The sequence below is a fragment of the Marivita sp. genome (assembly GCF_965656765.1).
Classification (GTDB): Bacteria; Pseudomonadota; Alphaproteobacteria; order Rhodobacterales; family Rhodobacteraceae; genus Marivita.
The window spans coordinates 1-26,962 of the sequence record NZ_CBFHLV010000002.1; the positions used below are offsets into that span (position 1 = coordinate 1).

Here is a 26,962-nt window from a genome sequence, read left to right on the forward strand (position 1 = left end):
AGCACATGACTGGCGTTTTCGAGCCATGGCAAAATTGCCTCACGATCCCAAAGCAAAGGGGTAATCCCCTGCGCGTGGAATTCCCCAAACCTGTCTGGGTCACGCGTCGTGCCCGCAATCCGCCAGCCCTGCGGCAAAAGTCGCTTGGCAAGAAAGGCCGCGCTGTAGCCGTGGCCAAGAGAGAGTAAAGTCTTTTCCATAATTCGAACGTGGTACAAGAAAATCCAAAAACAAGCAGCGCACTTGTGTGCTGACTGTTTTGTTAACGCTCAAGCAGCGTAATCGGATCCCTCGTCGTCCAATATTTTTTTCAACTCAGACAAATGTCTGGCGTCTTGTTCAGGGTATCCCTCAAGCTCTTGCGCAGTTTTCTCGGCGATTTCGTTAGATAATACTTTAAGTGGCTGGCCGGTTTGCAGGGCGCGGATATAGGTCTCGGCTGCGCGTTCAAAGTAGTACAGTCGGTTGAACGTGTCCGCTACGCTGTCGCCAATCACCATGACACCGTGGTTGCCCATGATCATTACCTTTTGTTTGGGATCGGTGAACAGCTGGGCACAACGTTCACCTTCTTCTTCAAATGCAAGACCACCATAATGCGTGTCGACCACATAACGGTTGAAGAACGTTGCGCAGTTCTGGTCGATCGGTGGCAGTTGTGGGTCTTGGAGGCAGGCCAGAACGGTGGCGTGGATCGAATGCACATGCATTGCGCATCGGGCATGCGGGCAATGCCGGTGCAACCCGCCGTGAAGACCCCAAGCCGTCGGGTCTGGTGCGTTCGGGCCGCTCAGAGTTTCTGGGTCATTGGCATCGACGATGATCAGATCGCTGGCTTTGATCCGGGCAAAGTGCATCTGGTTCGGGTTCATCAGGAACCGCGTCCCATCGTCGTTGATCGACAGGCTGAAGTGATTGGCGACGCCTTCATGCATATTAATTCGTGCAGTCCAGCGGAATGCCGCGGCCAAATCAACGCGTTCCTGCCAGTGATCCATGTTGCGGGCCAGTTGGGTGACGGACATGAGAGCCTCCTATTGCTTGATCACAAAGCAAGCTGTCCGGGACGCAAAGTCAAGTCGCAGGTTTATAGCGGGCGCGATGGCACCCAAGCATAGCCGTCTGCGCAGAGCAGATAGCATTCGCGCAAACCGTGGGGTTTGTCGGTGGGCGGTTGCAGGACGCTAAAGCCCGCTGCATCGGCCAACGCGGCCGCCTGATCGGGATCCGTATCATAGAGCCTGATTTCAATACCGGCTCCGCGTGGCGGGTTTTCCGGCACCAGCCCTAACAAAGGATTTTTGCTGTATGTGCCATCGGAATGAAGCTGAAACACCTGACCGCAATAATGCATGATCGCAAAGTCATCGGTGACGCGATGCGCTGTCATCTCGAAAACGCTGGTCAGTTGCCTCACCATGCGGCGCACATCGCAGGTCAGCAGATTGAGCCCGATGCCGCGCAGGCTTGCTCCAAAGGTTTCCGGTGCGACGGTCTCGTAATCCATCCGGCTGCAAATGCTCCGTGCGATCGTCGGTAGCTTGATCCCGTGTCATGGACCTGTCAACCTGCGCATTATGGCAGGACAAGACCTAAGAAAGGCAGTGCATGCAGGACCGTTCGATCAATTTGGATATTATAACTCCGGAGGTGCCCGCGCCCGAGCGGTTCGACGATCCGAAGGCGGCCGTTGATCGTTTGTGCACGCTCTATGAATTGTCGACCCGGTTTCTGTGTGACAGTTTTCAAATGGCGATGGAAAAGGGGCATCCGGGGGTGCGTTACCGGGCGTTCTATCCAGAGGTGCGGATCACCACGACCAGCTTTGCAAAGGTCGACAGCCGGTTAAGCTTTGGTCACGTGTCGCAGCCGGGCACCCATGCGGCGACGATCACGCGGCCTGACCTATTTCGCCATTACCTTGAACAGCAATTGTCCCTGTTGATGGAGAACCACGTTGTTCCGGTTGAGATTGGTGTCTCGGATACGCCGATGCCCGTTCATTTCGCCGTGGCGAACGATGCTGCGATTTCAGTGCCCCAAGAAGGGGCCGCAGAGTTCATTCTGAGGGATGTGTTTGACGTGCCTGATCTGGCCACGACGAACGACGATATCGTCAATGGCGTCGCCAAACCGGCGCCGGACGGGACCGAACCATTGGCTCCGTTCACTGCCCAGCGTGTTGACTATTCGCTGGCGCGCCTGTCGCACTATACTGCAACGGACCCTCATCATTTTCAAAACCATGTACTGTTCACCAACTACCAGTTCTACGTGGCAGAGTTCGAAGCCTATGCCCGCGCGCAGTTGGCTGATCCGGAGAGCGGTTATACCAGCTTTGTGAGCACCGGAAACGCCGAGATTTCCGAAGCAGATGCGCCACTGCCTGTGGTCGACAAGATGCCCCAGATGCCGACCTATCACCTCAAGCGGGAAGGTGGGGCCGGGATCACGTTGGTGAATATCGGGGTGGGGCCGTCGAATGCGAAAACGGCAACGGATCATATCGCGGTTCTGCGCCCACATGCGTGGCTGATGGTTGGGCATTGTGCGGGACTGCGCAATTCTCAGAGCCTTGGGGATTTCGTGCTGGCCCATGCTTATCTGCGCGAAGATCGTGTGCTGGATGATGACCTGCCCGTCTGGGTGCCGATCCCGGCATTGGCAGAAATTCAGATCGCACTTGAACGCGCGGTTGCCGCGGAAACGCAGTTAGAGGGTTATGACCTCAAGCGGATCATGCGGACCGGCACTGTGGCCAGCGTGGATAACCGGAATTGGGAACTGCGCGATCAGCAGGGCCCGGTTCAACGGCTCAGTCAAAGCCGCGCGATTGCGCTTGATATGGAAAGCGCCACAATCGCTGCTAACGGATTCCGGTTCCGAGTCCCCTATGGAACGCTGCTTTGTGTAAGCGACAAGCCCTTGCATGGTGAATTGAAACTGCCGGGTATGGCGTCGGATTTCTACAAAACACAGGTCGCGCGACACCTTATGATTGGCATTCACGCGATGGAGCATCTGCGGGAAATGCCGCTTGAACGCATCCACAGTCGGAAATTGCGAAGCTTTGAGGAAACCGCGTTTTTGTAGGCGATTCTGTGTTTGCGCCGTCAATTGGCGGTTTCACAGGGTTGCAAGCCAAAGAAAGCTGTGGAAATCCGCTGAAAATGCCGAAAAACGTGAGGGAAACGCCTACCAAGCGTTGTGTTTCTCCTCAATATACGGTTAGTTTTTGCACACGAGGCCCAAGATCGGGCAGTTAAGGAGACCACGAAATGGCGAAACCAATGACCAAGACCCAGCTTGTGGCCGCTCTGGCCGAAGAAATGGGCAGCGACAAGAAAACCGCAAGCGCTGCACTGGACGCAGTCACCGGCATCATCACCAAGGAAGTTTCTGGCGGCGGTGCCGTGACCCTTCCCGGTGTTGGCAAGATTTACTGCCGCGAACGCCCGGAGCGCATGGTGCGTAACCCGGCCACCGGCGAGCAGTTCAAGAAAGAGGCCGACAAGGTGGTCAAGATGACCATTGCGAAGGCTCTGAAGGACAGCGTGAACGGCTGATCCGGACTTCTGGACTTACTTAAAAGGCCGCTCGTTTGAGCGGCCTTTTTTGTTTTAACGGTGTTTGGGTTTTTCGTGCTCATCCAGCAAGGTGCCATCAAGCTTTGACTGCTGGATGCCTTCGTTTTTCCAAAGCGGCACGCCAGTCGACACCACTGAGCGACCGATCATATGCGCGCCAATCGGGGCGGTGAGCAACAGGAACAGGACCACAGCAACAGCGCGGATGATGATGTCGGACGTTCCAAAGAACAGCGCGCAGCACACCATGATGACCCCGCAGGCTAAGGTGCCAATTTTGGTGGAAGCGTGCATCCGCAACAGGACATCCGGCAATCGCACAAGGCCGATTGCACCAATAACGGCAAAGGCGCCGCCGAGAATGATCAGGCTTCCGGTTATGATCTCAATCATCGGATGTCCTTGCTCTGGACCGTTCGGTATTGCGTTCTGCAAATCGGGCAAGCGCCACAGTGGCGAGGAAGCCAACCAAAGCCAGCACCAATGCCACGTCAAGGAACGCACTTGTCCCGTAGCGGATCGCAGCAAGCCCGCAAAACGCAACGATGGCGACGGTCATGAAGTCAAGCGCGACGACCCGGTCTTGAAGACTTGGCCCTTTGACCAGTCGGATGAAGGCCAATACAACCGAAAAAACGACACACAAAAAGCCGATCTCAAGGCTGATTTCGAGAAATCCGTCCATCACGCGCCCTCCACGGCATCAATTACCCAGCGTTCCATTCCGTCTTTCAGGCTTTTGCGCAGGGCATCGTGATCGTCGGCAAACATTGCATGAACGAGCAGCGTCTTGCGGTCCTCGCTTACGTCCAGACTAAGCGTCCCCGGCGTCAGAGAGATCAGGTTTGTGACCAACAAGATTCCCGTGTCCGATGTCACGTCGAGTGGCACTTCGATGATTGCGGGGCGCGCCCTGTGTTTCGGGGTCAACACATCCATCGCCACGGCAAAGCTCGAGACGATCAGTTCGTAGTGGAACATGATGATCAACTTGATCCACGCGGTCACACGTCGAAAATACGTGCTGGTCCCGATCAGCGGTTGGATTAGCCAAAGCGCTGCATATCCAATTGCAAAGCCGCTGATCAGACCGGTCAGTGACACGCTGCCAGTAAAGGCGACCCACGCGATGGCGAGGATGATGTTCAGTCCAAAAGTGTTCATGGCTGCGCCCCCAGTACCGCTTCGATATAGGCCGTTGGATCAAGAAGCTGCGCGGCAGATGCCTGGGCGAATTGCACGAACGGCTCAGGCATCACGCCAATGATCACGGTCAGTGCGGCCAAACCGGCTATCGGGATCAGCATTGCAGCCCTGTCTCGGTTCGATAGCATCGACAGTTTTGGCTCGATCCCGTCGGGGTGCGGCTCCCAAAAAGCCTGCGCCCAGATCTTGGTCATAGAGTAGATGGTCAATAGGCCCACGGCCAAAGCGATACCGGTGATGATCCAGGCCTGAATGTCCAATGCCGCTTTGACCAAGAGGAACTTGGCCCAGAAGCCTGACAGCGGCGGAAAGCCTGCGAGCGAGAAGGCTGGGACAACAAACAATACGGCCAAGAGCGGTGCAGATTTGTACAGGCCGCCGATGCGCGACAGTTCTGTCCCGCCTGCGATACGTTGTGAGACGCCTGCAATCAGGAACAGGTTCGCCTTAACCACGATATGGTGCACGAGGTAGAACACCGCGCCGACGATGGCGAGTGGGGTCAAAAGCGCCAAGCCAAGGATCATGTAGCCAATCTGGCTCACGATGTGGAACGACAGGATCTTGCGCATATCGCTTTGGGCCGCAGCCCCCAGAACACCAACCACCATCGTAAACCCGGCCACCCATAAAAGGATCGTGTGCGTGAAGGCGGTATCGTGGTCAAAGATCAGTGTGAACATCCGCAGCAAGGCATAGACGCCCACCTTGGTCAGCAGCCCGGCAAAGACCGCCGACACGGCAAAAGCTGGTGTGTGGTACGAGGCAGGCAGCCAAAAGAACAACGGAAAGACTGCCGCTTTGACGCCGAAGGCTATCATGAAGAGCACGGCAACAACTGTCAGCAGGTGTTGATCTGCACTATCCACGGCGCTGGCCAAATCCGCCATGTTGAGCGTGCCAGTCATACCATAAAGAAGGCCGATGCCGGTCAGGAACATGATGGTCGAAACAAGGTTCAATGCCACGTATTTCACGCCGCCATCAATCTGTTCGGGGCGCCCACCCAGCACCAGCAGGCCGAAGGACGCGATCAGCATCACTTCGAACCAGACGTAAAGGTTGAAAAGGTCGCCCGTGATGAATGCGCCAACCACACCCGCAATCAGCATGTTAAAGAGAGCGTGATAGCCAAGCCGCTCCATCCCTTCGTCGACATCCGCGATTGCGTAGATCGACACGGCAACGGCGACGATTGCTGTGATCACGACCATCACAGCAGACAGCAGGTCAGCTACCAAAGTGATGCCAAATGGCGCGGGCCACTGGCCCATTTGTCCAGCGATCACCCCGTCGCGCAAGACGGCATTCATTAGGACGATAGAGGCTGCAAGCAGGACGGTTGATCCGGCTACGGAAATCCAGCGCCCCAGTGGACTTTGTCGCGTCAGGAATGCGAGGACGGCCGTCAGGAACGGGATGACGATCGGAAGTGCGAGAAGCCAGCTCACTTATGCGCCTCTTCAGGTTCGGCCAGGCGCATGTCGTCCGGCGTCAGGGAATTCAGGGTGGTCCACGCGCGGAACACCAGTACAATTGCAAAGGCGAACAGGCCAAACCCGATCACGATGGCTGTCAGTACAAGCGCTTGGGGCAACGCGTTGGCAATATCGCCAAGCGGAGCATCCGCGCCTTCGGGGATCAGCGGTGGTGCGCCATCGGTCAGGCGACCAGCGACAAAGATCGTCAGGTTTGCGGCGTTCGAAATCAGAACCAGCCCAAAGATGAAGCGCAGGAGGTGGTTGGAGAGCATCAGGTAGACCGCTGATGCCACCAGCACACCGATGGTTATGGCAAAAAGGAACTCCATCAGATTTCCTCCTCCATGGCAAAGACAAGGGTGAGGATTGATCCGAACACGACGAGGTAGACACCAATGTCGAACACCAGGACGGTCGAGAGCGGCAGTCCCTTGTCTGTTTCTGTCGCGCCGATGAAGAGCCACTGTCCGGTAAACAGAGCATCACCAAACAGCGCAGCGAACAGTCCTGCAGTCAGCGCTATGCCGAGCCCCCAAATCGCAAGGGTTTGTGGCAGGATGCGAAGTGCCGCACGGGCGTCTTGAGTGCCGCAGGCGATGGCATAGAGGACAAACCCGGTCGCACCGGTCAGCCCGCCGATAAAGCCGCCACCCGGCTCATTATGGCCGCGTAGCATCATGTAGAACGAGAACACGAGCAGCAGTCCGGCAAGGTAACGCGTGCCGACGCGCAGGATGACGGAATTCATTTTTGATCTCCTTTGCGTGTCGTGCGCAACAATGCGTAGGCCGAGAGAGCAGCGATGACGACCACGGCAATTTCGCCAAATGTGTCGAGCGCGCGAAAATCCACGAGGATAACATTGACGATGTTACGCCCATACGCCTCGGGCCAGCTTGTCGCCTCAAAATAGTCCGTCAGGCGCAGATCAAGTGGGCTGGACACAACGGCGACCAAGGTCAACGAAACGGCAAGGCCCACAGCAATGGACAGCACAGCATGGCCCAGCCGGAACTCGGCCTTGGGCATTGAGGGCAGGCGCAGCATCACCACAGCCACCAGAACCACAATCAGCGTTTCGACCAAGAGCTGCGTAATTGCGACGTCCGGGGCGCTGAACACGATGAAGATCATCGCGATGCCAATGCCAACCACACCCAGCGCGGCAATCCCGGCGATGCGTGAATTGGTAACCAGCGCAAGAATGGCCCCTGAAATGGTCAGCAACGCAATCGAGGTGTGCTTCCATTCCACGTCCGACAGATCGACGGCAATCATCGGCATGCCAGTATAGGTCAGCGTTAGCAGGATACCCGCCGCAATCGTCAAGAAGGTAAAGAAGAGGTAGCTAGAGAGTTTGCCATTTTGCACAAGTTGGGTTTGCCACTTTGCAAATCCCTTGAGCCCGTCAAGGAAGCGGTCCCAGCCATGATCGAGGTTTGGAATGGCCGAAAAGCCACGTTCCAGCAACGCACGGAGTTTGACATGGACAGCGTAGATGGCCAAGCCCAGCACAAATGTCGCGATGCTAAGGAACAGTGGGATATTGACGCCAGCCCAAAGCTTTAGCTCTTTCGCCTCGCCGGCTTCGCCAGTCAGGGATATGACTGTCGGATTGATCAAAGCGACTTGAAGGAGATCCGGATAGATGCCGAACAGCGCGCCAAGGCTGGCAAGAATGATTGGACCCGCCCACATCTGCCAAGGGGCCTCGCGCGGAGATTGGTGTGACGGAACACTGCCCTGCCAGAAGGGTCGGAAGGCTACGACGCCTGCGACCGCCAGCATCAGCGCATTGGACAGCAGCGCGGCACCGGCGACGAACACCGGCTCTGACGCCACGGCGATGGCCCCTGCGTATTTCAGTTCCTTGCCTATAAAGCCAAGGAACGGCGGAAAGCCTGCCATCGACAAAGCAGCAAGGGCGGCGGCGACGGCAGTGATCGGCATTAGCCGCCCCAAACCGCCAAGTTGGTCGGTCTCGCGTGTGCCGGTGGACAGGTCAATGCAGCCGACGACGAGAAACAGCGACGCCTTGTAGAGCGAGTGCACGATCAGAAAGGTTGCGAATGCGGTCATCGCATAACCGGACTCCTGCCCAAGGAATAGCGTCAGCGTCCCAAGCGCCATGAGCGTGGTGTAGGCCAAAGCCTGTTTGAGGTCGGTCTGCCGCACAGCCTGAAGGCTCGCGAATACGGCGGTCACCGCGCCGAAGATTGTTAGGGTCCACAGCCAGACATCAGTGCCCGACATCGCCGGATGCATGCGGGCCATGACATAGACGCCTGCCTTAACCATCGTGGCCGAGTGCAGGAAGGCGCTGACTGGGGTGGGGGCAGCCATCGCGTTGGGCAGCCAGAAGTGGAACGGCACCTGAGCAGATTTGGTGAAGGTACCCGCAAGCAACAGGATCAGGATTGGCAGGTACATCGCGTGGGCACGCAATTCATCGCCCATCGTCAGAAGGCCGTAAATACTGGTCGTGCCGGAAACAGCTGCAAGCAGGATCAACCCGGCAAGGAATGCCAAACCACCAGCGCCGGTAACAAACAGCGCCTGCAACGCGTTGCGGCGGCTTTTCTCTGTCTCGTGCGAGAATCCGATCAGCATGTAAGAGGTGAGCGTCGTAAGCTCCCAGAACACGAACAGCAGGATCAGGTCGTCTGCCAGAACAAGGCCCAGCATCGACACCATGAACGCAGTCAGAAACAGCGCAAACCGTGCGTAGTGTGGGTGACCTGCCAAGTACGTGTTCGAATAGAGCAAAACCAGCGTACCAATACCGGAGATCAGCAAGGCAAAGGTCAGGCTTAGACCGTCAACAAGGAACGCCAGTTCGATGCCGACAGACGGTATCCACGGGATCGACATGCGGACGATGTCTTGTGCTGCGATGGTCGGGATCATCGCGGCGAAATACACAAACAGCGCTGCAGCGAACAAAACTGGGACAATCCCAGTCAGCCCATTGCCGCGTGTGTCGGTTGGAAATCCGCCTGCCATCAGTTGAGTCCTCCTGCCGCGCCTGTGCCGATTGGTGTTGCAAATCCCGGTGCCTTGGCGGTCAGGACCGAACAGCTGACGTGATTGAGAATCGTCTCGGCTGTATTTCCGATAAATAGACCAGCGACACCGGTGCGTGTGAGTGTGCCCATGACAATCGTGTCTATGCCTTCGGCGGCGACATGTTCGGGAATTACATCACCGGCAACGCCTTTGATGTGCAGCACTCGCATCAGATCGTCGAATTCGGAAAAGCCGGACACCAGGGCTTTTAGGCGCGCCTTGCTGTCGTTCTGTGCTGTCGAAACCAGGCGGTCGATGTCATTGTCCAGAATGCTGGAAAGCCCGTGGCGCAGGGTTGCCTCTTCCTGAAGCCGCCAGACATTCATCACGTCCAGCTTGGCGCCATCGGCGCGCGCCAACGATGTGGCAAGCTCCATAAGCGTTTGGTTCAAGCTGTCACGCCCGGTGTTTTCAGAATCCGGATCGACCGCAACCAAAATGCGCTGCGATTTGGGTTCAGTAGCTGCATTCAAAACCCAGATGGGGCAGGGGCATTTGCGCAACAAGTGCATATCTGCACCAGGAAAGAACCGTCGCCCAGCCGCACGATGCGCGCCCTTTATGACAAGATCATGCCGGCCTTTGATCACCTGCCGGATGATTTCAATAAAGGGTGTGCCAATCAATAGCTTGGTATCGACGGCAATACCCTTGTCACGCAGGGTGGTTGCGCGCTCATCAAGTTTCGCCCGGTGCACAGCGATGATTGTTTCACCGATCTCTTGGTTGCCAAGGCCAGGGATCATCGAAAAAAGCTTGGACACATCGTTTGCGCCGCCGCTGTCGATGGTCGACACCAGCGTGACAGCGGCATCGTTGGCCGTCGCCAGCCAAACGACACGGTCCAGCGCCAGTTCATAGGCACTCTGCTCGTCGCATACGAAGAGTATGTTCTTGAATCGTTGCACGCTGCGCGCTCCTTCACCCAACTGACGAGATAGGATTGAGGGTGTCATTGACCAAATCGAAAATTCGCGCAACATTGATAGAAATTATCTATCAGGAGTTTTGGCGTGCCCAGCTTGCAGCAATTACGGTATCTGGTGGCGGTTGCCGACCAGCTGCATTTTAGACGCGCGGCCGAGGCCTGCAATGTCACGCAACCAACGCTTAGCGCACAGATCAAAGAGCTTGAGATGCGGTTGGGCACCAGCCTTGTCGAGCGGAGCCGCTCCAAGGTCATGATGACTCCGACCGGCAAAGATATTGCGGAACGCGGGCGGCGTATACTGCGAGAGGTGGCCGAGATTCACACCATCGCCAAATCACTGCAAGACCTGATGAGTTCGGTTATCCGGATTGGCGTGGTTCAAACGGTGGGATCATATTTCCTGCCTCTGGTGATCCCGGACCTGCACAAGACCTATCCCAAGCTGGGTTTGTATATCCGCGAAGGTTTGCCCGATCTGCTCTTGCGTAGTCTTGAAGACGGAGCATTGGACCTGCTGTTTTTTCCGCTGCCGGTGAACCGGGTTGAGCTGGAAACACAGTCCTTGTTTCGCGAGCCGATTCAGGTGGTTATGCCTGCCGACCATCGGCTGGCGAGCGAGTCTGAAATCGACCCGGTGATGTTGCGTGGTGAGACGATTTTGTCATTGGAACCGGGCCATAGGTTATACGAATTGGTGCGCCGGATTTCCGATGATTACGGTGTTGAACTTTCGCATGACTACGAAGGCACCAGCCTTGATACGCTCCGGCAGATGGTGGCCACTGGGATGGGGCTGTCTTTGATGCCTGCGCTCTATGTGAAATCCGAAGTCACCCATCAGGATCTTGTCGTGGCTCGCCCGTTTCGAGGAACCGCACCATCGCGGACCATCGGAATGGTCTGGCGAAAAGGCACATCGCGCGAAGTGGAGTTTCGACTTTTGTCCAACCTCGTCTGCGCATCACTGACCGAGAGCGCACCGGAGATCACCGTGCTTGGGGATGTGTCGGGCCGGTGACGCCTATCTATGGCGCGTGCTGGACAAGCGAGGCAATCGTTCGGTCCACCCGGTCACGTGTGGCCGGAGCACCCTTGTTCCAGCCTTCGGGGTCGTCGAGTGCCGCTGGCGTTTCGAAATCAAACGGTATTTGCGACAGGTCACTGTTCATCAATTCGATCATTTCGAACACGGGAACAGCCGCGCGCCTTTGTTTTTCCGAAAACTGCAAAGACAAGCCGATCAGCGTCCTGCTGTTATAAGGCGACAGGTAAAAATTGCGCCAAAGCGCGGGGAACGAGGCGCCAACCGTAGAATTGTAGTACACTTCGAGGAACATGAAGTCTGCCGCTTTGGCCATTGCTGCCTCGGGCAGGGTGTTTTGCCAAGCAAAAAAATCATCGCGGAACCGGTCTGCAATCTTTGTGTCGAAGTCAGCCCTTGGCACGATCAAAAGCCTTTCGATTTGCCAATCCGGATCGCGCCACTCCTCTTGCGGGCGGAACACGAAAACGGCTCGCAACAAGTCGGTCTGGTGCCCGCGCAGAATGACGTTTCCCTCTGGTACACCTTCAATTACGCCGTTTAGATATTCACGCGGCGGATGAACTGGCGCGCCATAGGCCACTTGATATGCACGGAGCGTGCGGCGCATGTCTTTTCGGTTGCGCGCATAGTCGCGCTTGTCGTGAACGTCATGCGCAGCGCCACAGACACGGCAAAGCTCGGCTGCGATCCTGGCATCGCGCCGCGTCGCATAGTTGTTGATATGCGTGTAAACCTGATCGACCTTGCCCAGATGTTCGCCGGCGAAACCCAGCAGCAGGCGGCTGTCCATGCCGCCGGTCACCGGCAAGGAACAAGGGTACGCCTCAGCGAGGGCCCGGATATTTGCACGTGCCTTTGCAATGATCTGGGAATACACCGCCAAAGGGTTGGGGGCTTGGAAGCTAAAACACTCGTCTCGGGGCCAAAAGCGACGCGTCTCAAACGTGTCGAGGTCAAGGAGGAAATTGGGGTTCAGGCGCCGAACAGAGGCATCAATTGTGTGAAAAAGGGACAGCTTTCCCCCACGCTCCTGAATCGTTTCAAAATCGAATTTTGGATTGGTCTGGACAGGCCGTTTTATTGCCAACAACGGCGACGAAGCGACATAGCGATCCCCGGCATTGTAGACCGCGCCGATCATCCCAACAGGATCCGTGTACAACCGGTTTGCATCGCCGACGTTGAGCACAAAAGCAAATCGGCCAGCCGCGTCATTCAGAAAACGCTCGAACTGATCCCAGAAGCCCGGGGATGTGCTGGCGAATGGAAGGTGTAGCTTGCCCGCAGACTGGAGGCCGCGTGTGCCGACAGCAACCCCAAGCAAGAGGCCGATATACTGATCTTTGGAATCGAAAATGCGGTGAACGGGAAGAGCCGCGCCACAATAAACGTGGAAATTGCCGACTTCGTACCGAACAAACCCGTCAAGCATTTCAACTGTTTTTGAGATTACATATTGATAGCGAAACCGGTCTTCAAACGGACCTAGCCGATAGTTCCATTGATGCTGTGCCTCGAACATACCTGATTGATATCGCTATTATTGTCCGGATATTCATCGCACAGCTACAGCTGTCGCGAAACATCGGGTTTGCGATAAGGTGAGATATCCAATCACGATTTCTTGCTTCTGCCCATGATGCTGCGGTTAAGTGTGATCATGGGTGTGGCTACCCCCTAAAGGTTAAATTTTCGTAGTCGCAGTCAGTACGCCCAGACACTGTTTGGCTTGTAGATACCCTACGAACCCTTGCTGTGACGCTTGAAATCGCGAGCCTCGCGTGCTGCGGCGCATCGTTCAGAATTTGAGGGTTAGACAGCCTAACGCAAGCCGGTCCTGATAGTTGGGAGCCGATCAGCCTGAGGCAGGACCATAAATAAGGAGTTTGGTGGAGCCTAGGGGGATCGAACCCCTGACCTCTTGCATGCCATGCAAGCGCTCTCCCAGCTGAGCTAAGGCCCCGTTTGTGCGCGTTCAATTACGCAATGCCGGGGGCGGGATCAAGCATGATTCCGCCCCTTCGGCAGAAATTAATCGTCGTCGTCGCTTGCGACGTCTGCGATCTCGTCCAGCGATACGTTGTCGTCGTCATCATCCTCGAGAACGTCGTCGTCTTCGAGTTCGACATCAACGTCGTCATCCTCCAGAACATCCACCTCGTCCGTCGTCTCGGTCTTGGCTTTGCTCTGGCGGTCTTCGGCATCTGCCGCAATCATGCGGGTCTTACCAGTTTCCACTTCAACCACCTCACCCGTGTATGGGCTGATGATCGGATCGGCATTGAGGTCGTAGAAGCGCTTGCCTGTGGTCGGGCAAAGGCGCTTTGTGCCCCATTCTTCTTTGGGCATGGGTGATCCCCTTCAATTGCGTGGTCATATCGACAATCTGCGCCAACTGCCATAACACCGAACCAGTGTCAAAGGCTTTACGGCACGGAACTCATTGAGCGGCATATGGGCGTTAGAACCTTTCCCGGCAACCCCGAAATTCCGCTGAAATTGCGGAAAAACGCGCGTGCGCGGCGGATGACGTTGCGGATCTCGCGTGTTGATGGTGCCGTGACCCTGACGATACCGCGTGGCGTCTCTGAACGTGACGCATTGGCCTTTGCGGCAGAAAAGCAGGGCTGGGTCGTTGGGCACTTGTCTAAACAGGCAAGTCCCGAGCAGGTTGGACCCGGGCAAACCCTAACGGTTGGGGGGCGGTCGTTCGACATTGTTGCGGGCGATGCCAAGCGGTTGAGGGTCGTCGAGCAACAGATTTCCGTGCCTATGCCGATAGAAAAAGGGCGCGTGCATTTGCAGGCTTGGCTCAAGGAACAGGCACGGGCGGAATTGACCCGTGCGTCAGATCACTATGCGGCGCGTTTGGGTCGTCGCTATACAAAGCTGACCTTGCGCGACACGCGATCCCGATGGGGATCATGCTCGTCTGCTGGCGCTTTGATGTATTCTTGGCGTCTGATCCTCGCGCCAAAGGCGGTTCTGGAATATGTGGCCGCGCATGAAGTGGCGCATTTGCAGGAAATGAATCACTCAGCGGCGTTCTGGAATGTGGTTAATCAGCTGTACGGTCCGCACAAAGACGCGCGTGATTGGTTGCGGCACGAGGGGCCGAAACTTCACCGGTTCCGCTTTGATGCTTGACCCAATCGGTTGCTGTGATCACAATTTGGTATGAGCGTGCTGACCCGCCCCACCGAACCGACCCTTTCGGCACATGACCGAGTTTATCGCGGTCTGCGCAACCGGATCATGTTCGGCCAGATGTCCCCCGGTGAACAACTGACGCTTCGCGGGGTCGGCAGAGAATTCGACGTATCCATGACCCCCGCACGAGAAGCGTTTCAACGGCTGGTGGCTGAAGGGGCACTCTCGATGTCGGCCTCGGGGCGCGTGTCGACGCCAGAGCTGTCGAACGACCGGATCGAAGAACTGGCCGCGTTGCGCGCCTTGATCGAAGTCGAGCTTGCCAGCCGTGCTTTGCCGCGTGCGCATTTAGCGTTGATTGACCGCTTGCAGGCCATAAACGGGACAATCGCCGACGCAATCTCGAACCGTGATGCGGTGGGATATATCCGCACCAACCTTGATTTTCACCGCACACTTTATTTGCGCGCGCAGGCACCGGCGATGCTCGCAATGGCGGAAACGGTTTGGTTGCAGCTTGGGCCGACGATGCGCGCGCTCTACGGTCGACTGCGCCGGACTGAGGCACCGCAATACCATCGTTTGATCATCGCAGCCCTAAAGGCCGGGGATGAACCCGGCCTTCGGTTGGCTGTGCGGTCTGATGTGACCCAGGGTCTGCGTATGTTGACTGGGTAGTTCGTAAGCAGCCGCATTAATGGGCCATGAACACAGGGACTTCGCAGGTTTCGAGCATATTGCGGGTCGCGCCGCCCAGGATCGCTTCGCGGAAGCGCGAATGTCCGTAGGCCCCCATGACGACCAGATCGGCATTGATGTCGGTCACATGACGTCGCATCACATCCGATACGCGCGGCATTGTTTTGGACAAGACGTCAATTTCGACTTTCACACCGTGGCGGGCGAGAAATTGCGAAAGCTGACCACCTGGGTCTGACCGCGTGGGGCCATGTTTGGGTGGATCGATCACAACAATATGGGCCGAACGTGCAGTGGTTAGGAGTGGCAGTGCGCTGCGCACAGCGCGCAAGGCTTCGGCGCTTTCATTCCACCCTATGGCGATTGTTTCCGGCAATTTTAGCTTTGGACCGTTATCGGGCAGAACGATCACAGGTGATTGGCCTTCGAAAAGTGCACCCTCGACGACAGGTTCAAGTTCGATTCCCCGATCGTCGCCGTATGGCCGGGGCAAAACCGCCAAATCTGCGAAACGCGCATGTGATGCGACAAAGCGCGCAACATCAGCAAGTTGGCAGACCGCCTCGGTGACGCCCCAGCGCAAGCCGGACCCATCAAGCTCTTTCTTGGCGGCTGCCGCCATCTCTGAGGCTTCTTCACGGGCATGTTGCAATGTTTCTTGCAGCACAGCCGCGTTCATCCCTGCGTAGTAGTAACCTGTCTGCGTGCGATCAACACCGATACACACCATATCCAGATGGGCATCTAGCGCGCTTGCCATAGCAGTGGCCTGCGAAACGGTCTCTGTTAATTGGGCCTGATCAGTGACCACGGCCAGAATCGTTTTGAAAGACATGGTTGGCTCCCTTGGTTGATTTCCCTCGTGAAGCACTTTCCACCCAAGTTGCGTGGTGCGCTTTGACACCCATCAAGCAAGTCCGGCAATTCTATTGATGCAGATCAAGGATAGGTTTGGCCAAGTTTCGCATTAAGGGCCCAGTCTGAAAACCGCCTGCATGGCAGCCGAATCGTGCAGGTATGACGAAGGGACAAAAAATGTTGAACTATATCAAGCTGATCGCGCTTGGTTTGATCACGCTCTTTGCGATGATCGCAGCGAGCTATGCGCGCGATTTAGCCTACCAGGTTCACGCCATCATTATCATGGCGGTGTCTGCTGGGCTTTTCCTCTGGACGTTGCGGAACACCGATGAACCGGTGCCTGCGGCCGTTCTTGAAACAAGCTACATGGACGGTGTGATCCGCTACGGCGTGGTCGCAACAGCGTTCTGGGGTGTGACAGGGTTCCTCGTGGGAACCTTTATCGCGTTTCAGCTCGCGTTTCCGGGGCTTAATTTTGAATGGGCGCAAGGCTATGCCAACTTTGGCCGGCTTCGTCCCCTGCACACATCTGCGGTGATTTTCGCGTTTGGCGGTAACGCCTTGATCGCGACATCCTTCTATGTGGTGCAACGTACAAGCGCCGCGCGACTCTGGGGCGGAAACCTGGGCTGGTTCGTATTCTGGGGCTACAACCTGTTTATCGTGCTGGCCGCGACGGGCTACTTGCTGGGCGCGACCCAGTCCAAGGAATACGCCGAGCCGGAATGGTATGTCGATCTGTGGCTGACCATCGTCTGGCTGGCGTATCTGGCGGTTTTCCTCGGTACGATCATCAAGCGGAAAGAGCCGCATATTTATGTGGCAAACTGGTTCTTCCTGTCCTTTATTGTCACTGTTGCGATGCTTCATGTGTTCAACAACCTGAGCATCCCTGTCTCGATCTTCGGTTCGAAATCTGTGCAGGTTTTCGCAGGCGTGCAGGATGCGATGGTTCAGTGGTGGTATGGCCACAACGCTGTGGGCTTCTTCTTAACTGCTGGCTTCCTCGGCATGATGTATTACTTCGTGCCCAAGCAGGCTGAACGCCCGGTCTTCAGCTATAAACTGTCGATCATTCACTTCTGGGCGCTGATCTTCCTGTATATCTGGGCTGGTCCACACCACCTGCACTACACCGCTCTGCCTGATTGGGCCTCGACCCTTGGTATGGTGTTCTCGATCGTACTCTGGATGCCCAGCTGGGGCGGCATGATCAACGGTTTGATGACGCTCTCGGGTGCATGGGACAAGCTGCGCACCGACCCGGTCATCCGGATGATGGTGATCTCGCTTGGCTTCTACGGCATGTCGACCTTCGAAGGTCCGATGATGTCGATCCGTGCGGTGAACTCGCTATCGCACTACACTGACTGGACCATTGGTCACGTGCACTCTGGCGCGCTTGGTTGGAACGGTATGATCACCTTTGGTGCTCTGTACTTCCTCGTGCCCAAGCTCTGGAACCGTCAGCGGCTCTATAGCCTGAGCATGGTCAGCTGGCACTTCTGGCTCGCTACCATCGGCATCATTCTCTACGCGGCCTCGATGTGGGTCACAGGGATCATGGAAGGCCTGATGTGGCGCGAAGTTGATGCAAACGGGTTCCTCGTGAACAGCTTTGCAGACACCGTTGCCGCGAAGTTCCCGATGTACGTTGTGCGTGGACTTGGTGGTGTCATGTACCTCACCGGTGCCCTCATCATGTGCTACAACCTGTGGATGACTGCAACGCGCAGCCCGGCAAAAGACGCCGTGGCCAGCGGCGCAGCCGTCGCAGCCGAATAAGGAGGCTTGGACAATGGGTATTCTTGACAAACACAAGCTCATCGAAACCAACGCGACACTGTTGCTGGTCCTTAGCTTCCTTGTCGTGACCATCGGGGGATTGGTGCAGATTGTGCCTCTCTTCTATCTCGAAAACACCATTGAAGAGGTGGATGGGATGCGTCCCTATACCCCTCTCGAACTGGCGGGCCGGAACGTCTATGTGCGCGAAGGCTGCTATGTCTGCCACAGCCAGATGATCCGCCCGATGCGTGACGAGGTCGAACGCTATGGCCACTATTCGCTTGCGGCAGAGTCGATGTACGACCACCCGTTCCAGTGGGGCTCCAAGCGGACCGGGCCTGACCTTGCCCGCGTTGGTGGTCGCTATTCTGATGACTGGCATGTCGATCACCTGCGTGACCCGCAGTCTGTCGTGCCGGAATCTGTGATGCCGAAATACGGTTTCCTCGAAGCGACCCTGCTGGAAGGTGAACATATCGGCGACGTGATGGGGACCAATGCTTTCGTGGGTGTGCCCTATTCGAGCGAGATGATCGAAGCTGCGCGCGAAGACTTCCGTGCTCAGGCCGATCCAGACAGTGACTTTGACGGTCTTCTGGAACGGTACGGCGAAGACGTAAATGTTCGCAACTTTGACGGACAGCCGGGCGTTTCCGAAGCAGATGCGCTGATCGCCTATCTGCAGGTGCTTGGCACAATGGTCGACTTCTCGACCTTCACACCAGACGCCAGCCGGTAAGGAGGGAACAATGGAAACCTATTCGTTTCTCAGGGAATTCGCAGACAGCTGGATGCTGCTCGTCCTATTCCTGTTCTTTGTCGGGGTGATCCTTTGGGCCATCCGTCCCGGCAGCAACAAGACACATCGCGATACGGCCAACATTCCGTTTCGCAATGAAGACAAACCCGCCGCATCCAAGGAGGCGAGGACATGAGTAAAAAAGACGACGATCTTGATTATGAAACCACCGGTCACGAGTGGGATGGGATCAAGGAATACAACAAACCGCTCCCGCGCTGGTGGCTGTGGACATTCTACGCCTGTATCGTTTGGGGGGTGCTTTACACCATCGCCTATCCGGCATGGCCCGGCATTAAAGAAGCGACGCCTGGTTTGCTTGGCTTTTCGACACGGGCGCAGGTGGCTGAAGACATCGCAAGCTTTGAGCAGGCGAACGAAGGCATTAATACACAGCTGGCCTCTGTCGAATTGACCGAGATCGCGCAGGACGCCGACCTCAATCAATACGCACAGAACGCAGGCGCGGCGGTGTTCCGGACGTGGTGCGCCCAGTGCCACGGCTCTGGTGCGGCTGGTGCCAAAGGGTATCCCAACCTGCTGGACGATGACTGGCTGTGGGGTGGTGACATCGAAGCCATTCACGCAACCATCGCGCACGGTATCCGCAACGAAGAAGACCCGGATGCCCGCTGGTCACAGATGCCTGCCTTTGGCGAAATGCTCGAAGAGCAGGAAATCAGCCAAGTGGTCAACTACGTAATGTCTCTGTCAGAAGAGCCCCAAGATGCCTCAATGGTGGCCGCGGGTGAGACAGTGTTCCTAGACAACTGCGCTGCCTGTCACATGGATGATGGTACCGGTGACCGTTGGCAGGGCGCGCCGAACCTGACAGATGCGATCTGGCTCTATGGTGGGGACTACGATACGATCAAGGAAACCGTCACCTATTCGCGCTTTGGCGTGATGCCTCCATGGACAGAGCGCCTGAGCGAAGCCGAAATTCGCGCTGTTGCGAGCTATGTGCACGGTCTTGGTGGGGGCGAAGCCCCGGCCGAGTGATCGGCAAGACATTCCCATCCGACCCAAGGGCCGGATGGGACGCCGCCGATGCTTCTTTCTGTTCGCGCGTTTCGAAGCATCGGCGCTCTTATTTTCCAATTCGCCATCTTTGACCGCGCCATGGCCACCGCCGAGCGCGGTTTTGTTGTGTCTGCCCCCACCAGATATGCGGGGGCATATAGACAACCGGATCGATCATTTCCAATCCTCCCAGCGCTTTGGTGCACCCGTTCCGCGCAGGTCTTCGCGATACCACGACTGCGGGATCTCTTGTTGATACAGGGTCGGGGAAACACCGCTGGCGCGAAAGAACGTTTGTGCAAGTGTGGTGAACATGACAGTCTCCTTTGGTGGGTTGTGATCTATTTCCATACTTGCGGTTTGCGCGTTGAGATGCGACTCAGGGATAAATTCATTATGTAAGTTGAAATTACATGATTGACTGGACGAAGCTTCCTTCCCTCTCAGCCCTCCGGGCATTTTGTGCCTTTGTGCAAACAGGATCGGTAATTGATGCCGGGATCGCGTTGAATGTCAGTCATGCCGCCATTTCCCAACAGTTACGCAGTCTTGAGACCCGTTTGGGCACGCCTTTGTTTGACCGTTCAAGCCGTGCACTCGAATTGACCAACGAAGGACGCGACCTGGCCCGCGCGTTGGAAGACGGGTTCGGGCGTATCGCAACTGGGGTTGAGGCTTTGACCAACTCCGATGCGCAACGCCCGCTGAACGTGGGCTGCACCCCTACATTTGCGAGTGCATGGCTAATGCCGCGGCTTGCCAGTTTTCAGACGGAACACCCCGGGATCGACATGATCATGACACCCAGTCCGGTGCTGACCGATCCATCTCCTGGTGCGATTGATGTCGCCATCCGTTATGGCACAGGCGGCTGGAACGGGTTGGATAGCGAACCGCTCACACCGTCGCCCGTCGTTGTCGTTGGCGCGCCATCGTTGTTCCAAGGCACCCTGCCGAAAGAGCCCCGTGAACTGATTGTATATCCGTGGCTCGAAGAGCTTGGGACGACGGAAACCACATCTTGGCTGTCCGCGCAGGGGCTTGAAAACGTGCGGGTTTTATCTCGCACTCAGGTGCCAGGAAACCTAATGATCGATGGTGCACGCAATGGCAACGGGATTGCAGTGACCACACGAATCGCGGTTGCCGAAGACTTGGCGGCAGGTCGTCTGATCGCCGTATTCGAGGACAGGCTGGATGCGGGATACCATCTGGTCACAAAACCAGGGGTGCAACGTGCCCCTCTCAAGGCGTTTTTGCGTTGGATTCGGAGGGAAGCGGCGAAAACCTGAATTAAAGATACAGTATTTGATGCAGGTCAAAGTCTGGCACGGCACTGCCTGAGAAAAGACGATCAAGCCAATCCGTCTTTGGGAGCCAATTGTTTCGTGTCTCAAGCAGAAAACCAAACACCGCCGAACCTTTACGCCGCACGGGAGCCAATTTTCCCCAAGCGCGTGAATGGCAGTTTCCGCAGCTTCAAATGGATCATCATGATCGTCACGCTGGGCATTTACTATGTCACGCCGTGGATCAGATGGGACCGGGGGCCGCAATTGCCGGATCAGGCTGTCCTGATTGACCTTGCCAACCGCCGCTTCTTTTTCTTCTGGATCGAGATTTGGCCACACGAATTCTACTTCGTAGCGGGTCTGCTTATTATGGCGGGGCTTGGATTGTTCCTGTTCACTTCGGCGTTGGGGCGGGTGTGGTGTGGTTATGCCTGCCCGCAGACGGTGTGGACCGACCTGTTCATTCTGGTCGAACGCTGGATCGAGGGCGACCGCAACGCGCGGCTGCGCTTGCACCGACAGGAAAAAATGGACTTCCGAAAAGCTCGACTTCGGGCGACCAAGTGGGTGTCGTGGTTCATTATCGGGCTCGCCACCGGCGGAGCGTGGGTGTTCTACTTTGCTGACGCGCCCACTCTTCTGGTTAACCTTGTAACAGGACAAGCGCATCCGGTGGCCTACACCACAATGCTGATCCTGACCGCGACAACTTTCTTTTTTGGCGGCTTCGCACGTGAGCAGATCTGCATTTATGCCTGCCCATGGCCGCGCATTCAGGCGGCGATGATGGACGAAGACACCCTGACCATCGGCTACCGCGAATGGCGCGGAGAGCCGCGTGGCAAGCACCGCAAAGGGGACGGAGCCGAGCAGCTGGGCGATTGCATCGATTGCATGGCCTGTGTGAACGTCTGCCCGATGGGTATCGACATTCGCGATGGTCAGCAGATGGAGTGTATCACCTGTGGCCTGTGTATCGACGCCTGCGATGACATCATGGAAAAGGTGGGCAAACCCCGTGGCCTGATCGACTACCTCGCGTTGTCGGACGAACCCCGCGAACGTGCTGGAGAAAAGCCGCGCACAGCTTGGTTCCATATCTTCCGGGTGCGCACGATGATGTACACAGGCCTCTGGGCCTTGGTCGGGATCGGACTTGTCTTTGCGCTTTTCATCCGCCCTGAGATCGACATGACCGTCGCGCCGGTGCGGAACCCGACCTTTGTGACAATGTCGGATGGCTCGATCCGCAACACATACGATGTGCGCCTGCTCAACAAACACGGTGAGGACCGTCCGTTTCGCGTGTCGGTCACTGGTCACCCGGCCCTGCGGGTGCAGCTTGAAGGCACGCCCTACGAAACTGTGTCGGTACCTGCCAATGAGACCTTCTTACAGCGTGTCTACGTGGTGGCAGCTCCGGGGTCAGACCCGGCGCAAGACGAACGCAGCGATATCCGCTTTTGGGTCGAAGACCTGACCAACGGAGATCGCGCATACACTGACAGTATCTTCAATGGGAGAAGCAACTGATGGTCAAAGAACGCAAACTCACTGGCTGGCATGCCATGGCGATTTTCGGCGGTTGTTTCGCCGTTATTATCTCGGTCAACTTGGTCCTTGCCTATTCAGCAGTAAAAACGTTTCCAGGCTTGGAAACCAAGAATTCATACGTTGCATCGCAAAGCTTTGACGAGCGGCGCGAAGTTCAGGAAACGCTTGGTTGGGAAGTGTACGCCGAGGCGCGTGGTGGGCTTTTGATCTTGAGTATCAAAGACAGCCAAGGGCGCCCGGTGCAGGCTGGCACGCTTGACGCGATCCTTGGCCGCGCCACCCATGTGCAGGACGATCGCAGCCCCGACTTTGCTTTTGACGGACGTGCTTATGTGGCCCGCGAAACCCTGAGCCCCGGCAACTGGAACATCCGCATGAAAGCCACGTCGCTTGACGGTAAGCCGTTCGAGCAACGCGTGGTTCTTCACGTCGAAAGCTGATCTATGACCGTCGCGATGCGCCCACCGGCCTCGGCTTGTCCGGCCTGTTCTGCCGCCCCCGCCGCCGCCGCCTTGGCTGAGACCGCTATACCTAAGGACGTCAATATCGTCTTGTCGTTGCCGTCGATCCACTGTTCGGCGTGTATTTCCGGGGTTGAACGCACTTTGGGCGCAACTAACGGTGTTAAAGGTGCGCGGGTCAATCTCACTCTCAAACGGGCACAGATCGAGGCTGCACCGGACGTGACGGCAGCCGATCTTGTGCGCGTGCTCGAACAATCTGGCTTTGAGGCGCACGAACTGGACAGCACTGCTTTGCGCGCGACCGAGACCGACAAGGCAGGCCGTGATCTGTTGATGCGTTTGGCCGTCGCCGGATTTGCGGCAATGAACATTATGCTGCTGTCTGTTGCAGTCTGGTCCGGTGCCGATGGCCCGACCCGTGACATGTTCCACTGGATTTCTGCAGCCATCGCTTTGCCGACCATCGCGTTTTCGGCACAGCCGTTTTTCAAGCATGCATGGACAGCGCTCAGGGCAGGGCGGCTTAACATGGATGTGCCGATCTCGTTGGCCATCGCTTTGGCTGTTGCCACATCGCTTTGGGAAACCTCACTGTCGGGCGAACATGCCTATTTCGACGCGGCGATCACCCTGACCTTTTTCCTCTTGGCAGGCCGCTACCTTGATCACCGAACCCGTGCAGCTGCCCGATCGGCTGCAGAGGAATTGGCCGCGCTCGAAGTACCACGTGTTTCGCGGATCACCGAGGATGGCGAAGAACAGATCGCCATGTCTGCGCTTGTCGTGGGTGACCTGATCCGTGTCCGTCCCGGTGGCCGGATGCCGGTGGATGGCGAAATCATCGACGGGCAATCTGAACTGGATCGGTCACTTTTGACTGGCGAAACGAGACCCATCTACGCAGGCCCCGGCACTCCTGTCAGCGCGGGCGAAGTCAACCTGACTGGCCCTCTGACCATCCGCGCCAACGCCGTGGGACGGGATACATCTTTGCACCGGATGGCCGATCTTGTGGCTATCGCTGAATCCGGCCGGTCGCGATATACTTCGCTGGCAGATAAAGCGGCCAAGCTTTACGCGCCGGGTGTGCATATCCTGTCGGCTTTGGCATTTGCCGGCTGGTTCATCTACACGTTCGATCTGCGCACCGCGCTCAACATTGCGGCTGCGGTTCTGATCATCACCTGCCCTTGCGCGCTGGGTCTAGCTGTACCCGCTGTGACCACAGCGGCGTCGGGACGTCTGTTTCGCAAAGGTCTGTTGATCAAGGATGCAACTGCGCTGGAAAGGATGGCGCAGGTGGATACGGTTGTCTTTGACAAGACCGGTACGCTGACCGCGGGCACCCCAGAAGTGGTCAATCTGGGCGATCATTCGCGTCGCGATCTTGGCATCGCCTTGGCGCTTGCCGAAGGGTCGTCACACCCTTTGTCACAATCACTTGTAGGGGCGATCCGTGAGGCAGGTATAGCGCCCGATAGGGTCACAGAGATTACCGAAGTGCCGGGCCACGGCACCGAAGGCACTTGGCGCGGCCAGACCGTTCGCTTGGGTCGTGGCAGCTGGGTTGGCGGTGGAGATAGCCACGAGACCTGTGCCTGGCTGCGTGTCGGCGACCGTGTGGCGGACTCGTTCCGCTTTGCCGATCAGATCCGCGATGGCGCCGAGGCGCTTGTCACCAAGCTGCAACATGATGGTTTCGACGTGATTCTGATCTCAGGTGATACCACACCGGCGGTCGAGGCTTTCGCCAACCGGCTTGGCATCGCCAAGTGGATTGCCGAGGCTCTGCCGCAGGACAAGGCCGCAAAAGTCGCGCAGCTGACCGATGAGGGGAAATACGTTCTGATGGTCGGTGACGGGCTGAACGATACAGCCGCTTTGGCAGGGGCGCATGCGTCTATCTCACCGGCAACTGCGCTTGACGCGGCACGTGTGGCGTCTGATGTGGTCTTGCTGGGCAACTCGCTTGAACCAATTTCCGACGCGCTTTCGACATCGCGCAAGGCGATCAAGCGCATTCGTCAGAATTTTACCATCGCGACGTGGTATAATATCATTGCTGTGCCGCTGGCGGTTGCGGGTCTTTGCTCGCCTCTAATCGCCGCATTGGCGATGTCGAGTTCCTCGATTACGGTATCGCTTAACGCAATGCGCCTGAGATAACCCGGAGCCTAAGATGAACGTACTGGCTTATCTGATACCTGTTTCGCTTATCCTTGGTGGGGTCGGGCTGGTCGCGTTTGTCTTCACGGTCAAGTCCAAGCAGTACGAAGACCCGGAAGGCGCGGCACAACGTATCCTGTCTGACGATTACGACGACCAACCCAAAGCCTGAACGACAGGTTTAGCTTGGCCCGATCATAAAGCAGGTGACCTGCCGGGCCTGCAGCCGACGGCATGCCAGGTCAGCGGCTTCACGGCTAAGTCCCATGAAGTTGGCATCATATCCACGTGAGCCATTCACCACCTTACGAAGCGACCCGTCCAAAGTTGCCATTTCTGCCAAAGCAGTCTTGAGCAAGGCTTTCTCGGCAGCAAAGCGGCTTGGGAACCGGCCTACGTTGATGCCCCAGTGTCGGCCACCGGATGTGGAAATGCGGGTCACAATTTCGGCTTCGCGCGTCTGTGCGGGCTGCACAGAAACAGCCTGACGCGAAGAGGCGGAGGCCAGAACCAAGGTGCGTGGGCGGACGACTGGCTTGACCGATGCGCTGGGCGCAGTCTTTTCCGCAGCGGTCAATGCTGCGGCGTTTGCCATAGGCTCTGTGGCGGCGATGGCCACCTTAGCCGCAGTTGCGGTTACTTCCTCGATCTCGGCGGTTTGCACCTCTTCGAGGACTGATTGGATTTCCTGCTTTAGTTCAGCAACCAATGCGTCAGGCAGTGCCGGCTCGGCGACAGGCCGCGCTGTTGGACGCAGGCTGGTTTTTACGGCTGCCGCGACAACGCGAATAGATTTGGCACGTGTGTTGGTTGACGGTGTCTGGCTTTTGGCGATCACAACGTCTGGCGTGGCCGATGTGTCGGGGCCAAGGTAGGGCGGCTTGCGCGGCACACGTAGGGCCATGCGGCTTGGTGCTTTTCTAAAGCCAAGGTCCATAAGCTTAGCGACCTGCGCGTTTCGGGTCGCGGTTGAATTGCCGCCAAAAACTGTGACGATGATCCGCTCTCTTCCGCGCTCTGCGGATGCGGTGAGGTTGAAACCGGCAGCCCGGGTATAGCCCGTCTTGATCCCATCGGCCCCGGCGTAGCTGTCTAGAAAACGGCGGTTTGTATGCGCGACGGTCTTAATGCCAGCGTCGGTGCTGCGGCGCGAAAATAGATTGTAATACTGCGGATAGTCATAAAGCACGTGCCGCCCAAGGATCGTCATGTCACGGGCAGTCGAAAGGTGACCACTTTCGGTCAAGCCATGCGCGTTCTTGAATGTCGTGCGCGTCATTCCAAGCGCTTTGGCGGTACGGTTCATCCGACGCGCAAACGCAGCCTCTGATCCGGAAATTGCCTCACCTATGGCAGTCGCAGCATCGTTTGCCGATTTCACAGCAGCAGCGCGTACAAGGTAACGTAGCTGGATCGTCGACCCGGCGCGCAGGCCAAGCTTCGACGGCGGCTCAGCAGCGGCTTTCTTGGAGATCCGCACCTTGGTGTCCATGCTGATCTCACCGTTTTGTACGGCTTCGAACACCACATAAAGCGTCATCATTTTCGTCAAAGACGCCGGATGCAAACGTGTGTTCGCATTTTCCGAGTGGATTACCTCGCCGTTTCGGGCATCCATGACCAAAGCTGCATATGGCGCGGCCATAGCACTGATGGGTACAAGGATTGCCAACCAAACTGCGGTGATAACATACAGGCCAATTCGGCCCGGCTTTATACGCCGTCCCGTCACGATATCTGCCTTCTCTGCCTCAAGCTGCCGAATTTTTTCGGTCAGCATTATTATTACGTAGAGGTTACCACACGAGGTTAGGTCGATAAAGTCCTTATTTTTATATCTTTTTTCCTCA

General features: G+C 56.9%; 29 protein-coding genes, 1 tRNA gene and 1 pseudogene. 14 read left to right on the top strand and 17 right to left on the bottom strand.

Going from position 1 to position 26,962, the window contains the following annotated elements; all coding sequences use genetic code 11:
• From ACTG4M_RS00935 to ACTG4M_RS00945, 3 genes and pseudogenes are all read right to left on the bottom strand, one after another.
• A pseudogene (locus tag ACTG4M_RS00935) lies at nucleotides 1–200 on the bottom strand (SDR family NAD(P)-dependent oxidoreductase); the annotation flags it as partial.
• 69 nt (nucleotides 201–269) lie between these two features.
• Nucleotides 270–1,025 carry a class II aldolase and adducin N-terminal domain-containing protein gene (locus ACTG4M_RS00940; protein WP_439121756.1) on the bottom strand — a complete coding sequence of 252 codons (756 nt, stop codon included), beginning with the start codon at nucleotides 1,023–1,025 and terminating at the stop codon, nucleotides 270–272.
• Nucleotides 1,026–1,087: 62 nt separating this feature from the next.
• Nucleotides 1,088–1,507: a glyoxalase gene (locus ACTG4M_RS00945; protein ID WP_439121757.1), complete on the bottom strand. Its 420-nt coding sequence runs from the start codon at nucleotides 1,505–1,507 to the stop codon at nucleotides 1,088–1,090.
• 101 nt (nucleotides 1,508–1,608) lie between these two features.
• On the opposite strand from ACTG4M_RS00945, the gene ACTG4M_RS00950 reads away from it, so the two are divergent.
• Nucleotides 1,609–3,093, top strand: a complete 1,485-nt coding sequence (locus tag ACTG4M_RS00950) for an AMP nucleosidase (RefSeq protein ID WP_439121758.1) — start codon at nucleotides 1,609–1,611, stop codon at nucleotides 3,091–3,093.
• Nucleotides 3,094–3,278: 185 nt separating this feature from the next.
• Nucleotides 3,279–3,566, top strand: a complete 288-nt coding sequence (locus ACTG4M_RS00955; RefSeq protein ID WP_439121759.1) for an HU family DNA-binding protein — start codon at nucleotides 3,279–3,281, stop codon at nucleotides 3,564–3,566.
• Between the two features lie 54 nt (nucleotides 3,567–3,620).
• On the opposite strand, the gene mnhG is transcribed toward ACTG4M_RS00955, so the two are convergent.
• The 8 genes from mnhG to ACTG4M_RS00995 are packed head-to-tail and all read right to left on the bottom strand — an operon-like array spanning nucleotide 3,621 to nucleotide 10,248.
• Entirely contained in the window at nucleotides 3,621–3,980 is a 360-nt protein-coding gene (gene mnhG / locus ACTG4M_RS00960) for a monovalent cation/H(+) antiporter subunit G (protein ID WP_439121760.1), read from the bottom strand.
• On the bottom strand, nucleotides 3,973–4,272 hold the full coding sequence (locus tag ACTG4M_RS00965; RefSeq protein WP_439121761.1) for a monovalent cation/H+ antiporter complex subunit F: 300 nt from the start codon (nucleotides 4,270–4,272) through the stop codon (nucleotides 3,973–3,975). Before ACTG4M_RS00965 ends, mnhG begins: the two co-directional genes overlap by 8 nt.
• Nucleotides 4,272–4,751 (bottom strand): Na+/H+ antiporter subunit E, encoded by a 480-nt coding sequence (locus ACTG4M_RS00970; protein WP_439121762.1) that lies wholly within the window; start codon nucleotides 4,749–4,751, stop codon nucleotides 4,272–4,274. The genes ACTG4M_RS00965 and ACTG4M_RS00970 overlap by 1 nt, the downstream gene beginning before the upstream one ends.
• The gene (locus ACTG4M_RS00975) at nucleotides 4,748–6,244 is read right to left on the bottom strand and encodes a Na+/H+ antiporter subunit D (RefSeq protein WP_439121763.1); all 1,497 of its coding nucleotides are present in this window, start codon (nucleotides 6,242–6,244) and stop codon (nucleotides 4,748–4,750) included. The genes ACTG4M_RS00970 and ACTG4M_RS00975 overlap by 4 nt, the downstream gene beginning before the upstream one ends.
• The gene (locus ACTG4M_RS00980) at nucleotides 6,241–6,603 is read right to left on the bottom strand and encodes a Na+/H+ antiporter subunit C (protein WP_439121764.1); all 363 of its coding nucleotides are present in this window, start codon (nucleotides 6,601–6,603) and stop codon (nucleotides 6,241–6,243) included. Before ACTG4M_RS00980 ends, ACTG4M_RS00975 begins: the two co-directional genes overlap by 4 nt.
• Nucleotides 6,603–7,022: a Na+/H+ antiporter subunit B gene (locus ACTG4M_RS00985; RefSeq protein WP_439121765.1), complete on the bottom strand. Its 420-nt coding sequence runs from the start codon at nucleotides 7,020–7,022 to the stop codon at nucleotides 6,603–6,605. The genes ACTG4M_RS00980 and ACTG4M_RS00985 overlap by 1 nt, the downstream gene beginning before the upstream one ends.
• Nucleotides 7,019–9,277, bottom strand: coding sequence for a putative monovalent cation/H+ antiporter subunit A (locus tag ACTG4M_RS00990; protein WP_439121766.1), 2,259 nt, complete (start codon nucleotides 9,275–9,277; stop codon nucleotides 7,019–7,021). Before ACTG4M_RS00990 ends, ACTG4M_RS00985 begins: the two co-directional genes overlap by 4 nt.
• Entirely contained in the window at nucleotides 9,277–10,248 is a 972-nt protein-coding gene (locus tag ACTG4M_RS00995; protein WP_439121767.1) for a universal stress protein, read from the bottom strand. Before ACTG4M_RS00995 ends, ACTG4M_RS00990 begins: the two co-directional genes overlap by 1 nt.
• 105 nt (nucleotides 10,249–10,353) lie before the next feature.
• On the opposite strand from ACTG4M_RS00995, the gene ACTG4M_RS01000 reads away from it, so the two are divergent.
• Nucleotides 10,354–11,289, top strand: a complete 936-nt coding sequence (locus tag ACTG4M_RS01000; protein WP_439121768.1) for a hydrogen peroxide-inducible genes activator — start codon at nucleotides 10,354–10,356, stop codon at nucleotides 11,287–11,289.
• Nucleotides 11,290–11,296: 7 nt separating this feature from the next.
• Here ACTG4M_RS01000 and ACTG4M_RS01005 read toward each other — a convergent pair whose 3' ends face one another.
• The 3 genes from ACTG4M_RS01005 to ACTG4M_RS01015 all read right to left on the bottom strand — a co-directional run bounded on the left by ACTG4M_RS01005 (nucleotide 11,297) and on the right by ACTG4M_RS01015 (nucleotide 13,665).
• Entirely contained in the window at nucleotides 11,297–12,838 is a 1,542-nt protein-coding gene (locus ACTG4M_RS01005; RefSeq protein WP_439121769.1) for a hypothetical protein, read from the bottom strand.
• Nucleotides 12,839–13,203: 365 nt separating this feature from the next.
• A tRNA-Ala gene (locus ACTG4M_RS01010) sits at nucleotides 13,204–13,279 on the bottom strand.
• A gap of 68 nt (nucleotides 13,280–13,347) precedes the next feature.
• Nucleotides 13,348–13,665, bottom strand: a complete 318-nt coding sequence (locus ACTG4M_RS01015; protein ID WP_439121770.1) for a TIGR02300 family protein — start codon at nucleotides 13,663–13,665, stop codon at nucleotides 13,348–13,350.
• A gap of 105 nt (nucleotides 13,666–13,770) precedes the next feature.
• Here ACTG4M_RS01015 and ACTG4M_RS01020 point away from each other — a divergent pair, with 105 nt between their 5' ends.
• Nucleotides 13,771–14,463: a M48 family metallopeptidase gene (locus ACTG4M_RS01020; RefSeq protein ID WP_439121771.1), complete on the top strand. Its 693-nt coding sequence runs from the start codon at nucleotides 13,771–13,773 to the stop codon at nucleotides 14,461–14,463.
• 30 nt (nucleotides 14,464–14,493) lie between these two features.
• On the top strand, nucleotides 14,494–15,144 hold the full coding sequence (locus tag ACTG4M_RS01025) for a GntR family transcriptional regulator (protein ID WP_439121772.1): 651 nt from the start codon (nucleotides 14,494–14,496) through the stop codon (nucleotides 15,142–15,144).
• Nucleotides 15,145–15,160: 16 nt separating this feature from the next.
• On the opposite strand, the gene ACTG4M_RS01030 is transcribed toward ACTG4M_RS01025, so the two are convergent.
• Nucleotides 15,161–16,000, bottom strand: coding sequence for a universal stress protein (locus tag ACTG4M_RS01030; protein WP_439121773.1), 840 nt, complete (start codon nucleotides 15,998–16,000; stop codon nucleotides 15,161–15,163).
• Between the two features lie 200 nt (nucleotides 16,001–16,200).
• Between ACTG4M_RS01030 and ccoN the strand changes: the two genes are divergently transcribed.
• From ccoN to ccoP, 4 genes are read left to right on the top strand one after another with little or no spacing between them, the layout of a single operon-like run.
• Nucleotides 16,201–17,811, top strand: a complete 1,611-nt coding sequence (ccoN, locus tag ACTG4M_RS01035; RefSeq protein WP_439121774.1) for a cytochrome-c oxidase, cbb3-type subunit I — start codon at nucleotides 16,201–16,203, stop codon at nucleotides 17,809–17,811.
• 13 nt (nucleotides 17,812–17,824) lie between these two features.
• Nucleotides 17,825–18,553: a cytochrome-c oxidase, cbb3-type subunit II gene (gene ccoO, locus ACTG4M_RS01040; RefSeq protein ID WP_439121775.1), complete on the top strand. Its 729-nt coding sequence runs from the start codon at nucleotides 17,825–17,827 to the stop codon at nucleotides 18,551–18,553.
• 10 nt (nucleotides 18,554–18,563) lie between these two features.
• The gene (locus ACTG4M_RS01045; protein WP_292264233.1) at nucleotides 18,564–18,749 is read left to right on the top strand and encodes a cbb3-type cytochrome c oxidase subunit 3; all 186 of its coding nucleotides are present in this window, start codon (nucleotides 18,564–18,566) and stop codon (nucleotides 18,747–18,749) included.
• Complete coding sequence (ccoP, locus tag ACTG4M_RS01050) at nucleotides 18,746–19,615, top strand: cytochrome-c oxidase, cbb3-type subunit III (protein ID WP_439121776.1); 870 nt, start codon at nucleotides 18,746–18,748, stop codon at nucleotides 19,613–19,615. Before ACTG4M_RS01045 ends, ccoP begins: the two co-directional genes overlap by 4 nt.
• Before the next feature lie 195 nt (nucleotides 19,616–19,810).
• On the opposite strand, the gene ACTG4M_RS01055 is transcribed toward ccoP, so the two are convergent.
• A complete protein-coding gene (locus ACTG4M_RS01055) occupies nucleotides 19,811–19,951 on the bottom strand; it encodes a hypothetical protein (protein WP_439121777.1) in 141 nt (46 codons plus the stop codon).
• Nucleotides 19,952–20,049: 98 nt separating this feature from the next.
• Here ACTG4M_RS01055 and ACTG4M_RS01060 point away from each other — a divergent pair, with 98 nt between their 5' ends.
• From ACTG4M_RS01060 to ccoS, 5 genes are all read left to right on the top strand, one after another.
• Nucleotides 20,050–20,928, top strand: coding sequence for a LysR family transcriptional regulator (locus ACTG4M_RS01060; RefSeq protein WP_439121778.1), 879 nt, complete (start codon nucleotides 20,050–20,052; stop codon nucleotides 20,926–20,928).
• Nucleotides 20,929–21,024: 96 nt separating this feature from the next.
• Nucleotides 21,025–22,461, top strand: coding sequence for a cytochrome c oxidase accessory protein CcoG (ccoG, locus tag ACTG4M_RS01065; RefSeq protein ID WP_439121779.1), 1,437 nt, complete (start codon nucleotides 21,025–21,027; stop codon nucleotides 22,459–22,461).
• Complete coding sequence (locus ACTG4M_RS01070) at nucleotides 22,461–22,922, top strand: FixH family protein (RefSeq protein ID WP_439121780.1); 462 nt, start codon at nucleotides 22,461–22,463, stop codon at nucleotides 22,920–22,922. Before ccoG ends, ACTG4M_RS01070 begins: the two co-directional genes overlap by 1 nt.
• A 3-nt stretch (nucleotides 22,923–22,925) precedes the next feature.
• Entirely contained in the window at nucleotides 22,926–25,112 is a 2,187-nt protein-coding gene (locus ACTG4M_RS01075; RefSeq protein ID WP_439121781.1) for a heavy metal translocating P-type ATPase, read from the top strand.
• 13 nt (nucleotides 25,113–25,125) lie between these two features.
• Nucleotides 25,126–25,284 carry a cbb3-type cytochrome oxidase assembly protein CcoS gene (gene ccoS / locus ACTG4M_RS01080; protein WP_439121782.1) on the top strand — a complete coding sequence of 53 codons (159 nt, stop codon included), beginning with the start codon at nucleotides 25,126–25,128 and terminating at the stop codon, nucleotides 25,282–25,284.
• 9 nt (nucleotides 25,285–25,293) lie between these two features.
• Here ccoS and ACTG4M_RS01085 read toward each other — a convergent pair whose 3' ends face one another.
• Complete coding sequence (locus tag ACTG4M_RS01085) at nucleotides 25,294–26,892, bottom strand: D-alanyl-D-alanine carboxypeptidase family protein (protein WP_439121783.1); 1,599 nt, start codon at nucleotides 26,890–26,892, stop codon at nucleotides 25,294–25,296.
• Between the last annotated feature and the right edge of the window lie 70 nt (nucleotides 26,893–26,962).

Coding starts and splice junctions, on each gene's coding strand:
- ACTG4M_RS00940 (WP_439121756.1), bottom strand. CDS start 1,025: ATGTCCGTCACCCAACTGGCCCGCAACATGGATCACTGGCAGGAACGC.
- ACTG4M_RS00945 (WP_439121757.1), bottom strand. CDS start 1,507: ATGGATTACGAGACCGTCGCACCGGAAACCTTTGGAGCAAGCCTGCGC.
- ACTG4M_RS00950 (WP_439121758.1), top strand. CDS start 1,609: ATGCAGGACCGTTCGATCAATTTGGATATTATAACTCCGGAGGTGCCC.
- ACTG4M_RS00955 (WP_439121759.1), top strand. CDS start 3,279: ATGGCGAAACCAATGACCAAGACCCAGCTTGTGGCCGCTCTGGCCGAA.
- mnhG (WP_439121760.1), bottom strand. CDS start 3,980: ATGATTGAGATCATAACCGGAAGCCTGATCATTCTCGGCGGCGCCTTT.
- ACTG4M_RS00965 (WP_439121761.1), bottom strand. CDS start 4,272: ATGGACGGATTTCTCGAAATCAGCCTTGAGATCGGCTTTTTGTGTGTC.
- ACTG4M_RS00970 (WP_439121762.1), bottom strand. CDS start 4,751: ATGAACACTTTTGGACTGAACATCATCCTCGCCATCGCGTGGGTCGCC.
- ACTG4M_RS00980 (WP_439121764.1), bottom strand. CDS start 6,603: ATGGAGTTCCTTTTTGCCATAACCATCGGTGTGCTGGTGGCATCAGCG.
- ACTG4M_RS00985 (WP_439121765.1), bottom strand. CDS start 7,022: ATGAATTCCGTCATCCTGCGCGTCGGCACGCGTTACCTTGCCGGACTG.
- ACTG4M_RS00990 (WP_439121766.1), bottom strand. CDS start 9,277: ATGGCAGGCGGATTTCCAACCGACACACGCGGCAATGGGCTGACTGGG.
- ACTG4M_RS01005 (WP_439121769.1), bottom strand. CDS start 12,838: ATGTTCGAGGCACAGCATCAATGGAACTATCGGCTAGGTCCGTTTGAA.
- ACTG4M_RS01015 (WP_439121770.1), bottom strand. CDS start 13,665: ATGCCCAAAGAAGAATGGGGCACAAAGCGCCTTTGCCCGACCACAGGC.
- ACTG4M_RS01020 (WP_439121771.1), top strand. CDS start 13,771: ATGGGCGTTAGAACCTTTCCCGGCAACCCCGAAATTCCGCTGAAATTG.
- ACTG4M_RS01025 (WP_439121772.1), top strand. CDS start 14,494: ATGAGCGTGCTGACCCGCCCCACCGAACCGACCCTTTCGGCACATGAC.
- ACTG4M_RS01030 (WP_439121773.1), bottom strand. CDS start 16,000: ATGTCTTTCAAAACGATTCTGGCCGTGGTCACTGATCAGGCCCAATTA.
- ccoN (WP_439121774.1), top strand. CDS start 16,201: ATGTTGAACTATATCAAGCTGATCGCGCTTGGTTTGATCACGCTCTTT.
- ccoO (WP_439121775.1), top strand. CDS start 17,825: ATGGGTATTCTTGACAAACACAAGCTCATCGAAACCAACGCGACACTG.
- ACTG4M_RS01045 (WP_292264233.1), top strand. CDS start 18,564: ATGGAAACCTATTCGTTTCTCAGGGAATTCGCAGACAGCTGGATGCTG.
- ccoP (WP_439121776.1), top strand. CDS start 18,746: ATGAGTAAAAAAGACGACGATCTTGATTATGAAACCACCGGTCACGAG.
- ACTG4M_RS01055 (WP_439121777.1), bottom strand. CDS start 19,951: ATGTTCACCACACTTGCACAAACGTTCTTTCGCGCCAGCGGTGTTTCC.
- ACTG4M_RS01060 (WP_439121778.1), top strand. CDS start 20,050: ATGATTGACTGGACGAAGCTTCCTTCCCTCTCAGCCCTCCGGGCATTT.
- ACTG4M_RS01070 (WP_439121780.1), top strand. CDS start 22,461: ATGGTCAAAGAACGCAAACTCACTGGCTGGCATGCCATGGCGATTTTC.
- ACTG4M_RS01075 (WP_439121781.1), top strand. CDS start 22,926: ATGACCGTCGCGATGCGCCCACCGGCCTCGGCTTGTCCGGCCTGTTCT.
- ccoS (WP_439121782.1), top strand. CDS start 25,126: ATGAACGTACTGGCTTATCTGATACCTGTTTCGCTTATCCTTGGTGGG.
- ACTG4M_RS01085 (WP_439121783.1), bottom strand. CDS start 26,892: ATGCTGACCGAAAAAATTCGGCAGCTTGAGGCAGAGAAGGCAGATATC.